Annotated in this window: 1 protein-coding gene; it reads left to right on the top strand. The window is 64.4% G+C overall.

Going from position 1 to position 919, the window contains the following annotated elements; translation table 11 throughout:
• The first annotated feature begins 170 nt into the window (after nt 1–170).
• Entirely contained in the window at nt 171–764 is a 594-nt protein-coding gene (locus FDP28_RS20385) for an HhH-GPD-type base excision DNA repair protein (RefSeq protein WP_144663431.1), read from the top strand.
• Nucleotides 765–919: the final 155 nt, after the last annotated feature.

Raw genomic sequence — 919 nt, 5'->3', positions numbered from 1 at the left:
TCCGTTTCGCACCCGGCGACTCAGAAAACAATACACGCCCCACAACCCCAACGCAAATCCACCACCCACCACCCCCACACCCACCCCCCCAAACCCCACCACCCCCCAAAACCCCACCACACCACCGCCGTCGAACACCACCATGACGGAGGCCGCCTGCCGGTGGGAGGATGGGAGGCATGGAACTGCACATCACCGGCGACGCCGCCGCGGACACACTCCTCAGTGAAGACCCCTTTGCCCTGCTGACGGGCATGCTGCTCGACCAACAGGTCACCATGGAATCAGCGTTCGCCGGCCCGGAAAAGATCCGCACCCGCCTCGGGACCCTGGAACCACGCGTTCTCGCAGCACAGGACCCTGCCGGTTTCGTCGAACTGTTCAAGGAGAGGCCGGCAGTCCACCGCTTTCCCGGCTCCATGGCAGGCAGGGTCCAGGCCCTCGCAGCCGCGGTGGACCGCGACTGGGACGGTGACGCCTCCGCGATCTGGACAAAAGGCAACCCCGACGGCCCCGAGGTGCTCCGCCGGCTCCAGGCCCTGCCAGGCTTTGGCGAACAAAAAGCCAAGATCTTCCTGGCACTGCTGGGCAAACAATGCGCCCTGACAGCTGCCGGATGGCAAGAAGCCGCCGGCCACTACGGGAAGGAAGGATCCTACCTCTCCGTGGCCGACATCATCGACCCGGAATCCCTGGCCAAAGTCCGCGCCAGCAAACAAGCCGCAAAAGCCGCCGCGAAAACAGCGAAAGCACCCGCCCCCTGACCAGGACCCGGGCGATCAAGCATTAAAAACCAAAGGCCCCAACCGACGTGGTTGGGGCCTTTTGCTGGTGGGTTGTGGTGGTTAATGTGGGAGACCCCCCAACCCGGTGTGGGTTGGGGGGTCTCGACCTAATGGTTGTCCGGCGGTGTCCTACT

This window comes from Paenarthrobacter nicotinovorans, from assembly GCF_007670255.1.
Lineage (GTDB): Bacteria > Actinomycetota > Actinomycetes > Actinomycetales > Micrococcaceae > Arthrobacter > Arthrobacter nicotinovorans_B.
Note: the sequence above shows the minus strand (reverse complement) of the source record. Positions and strands in the feature narration are given on the sequence as shown.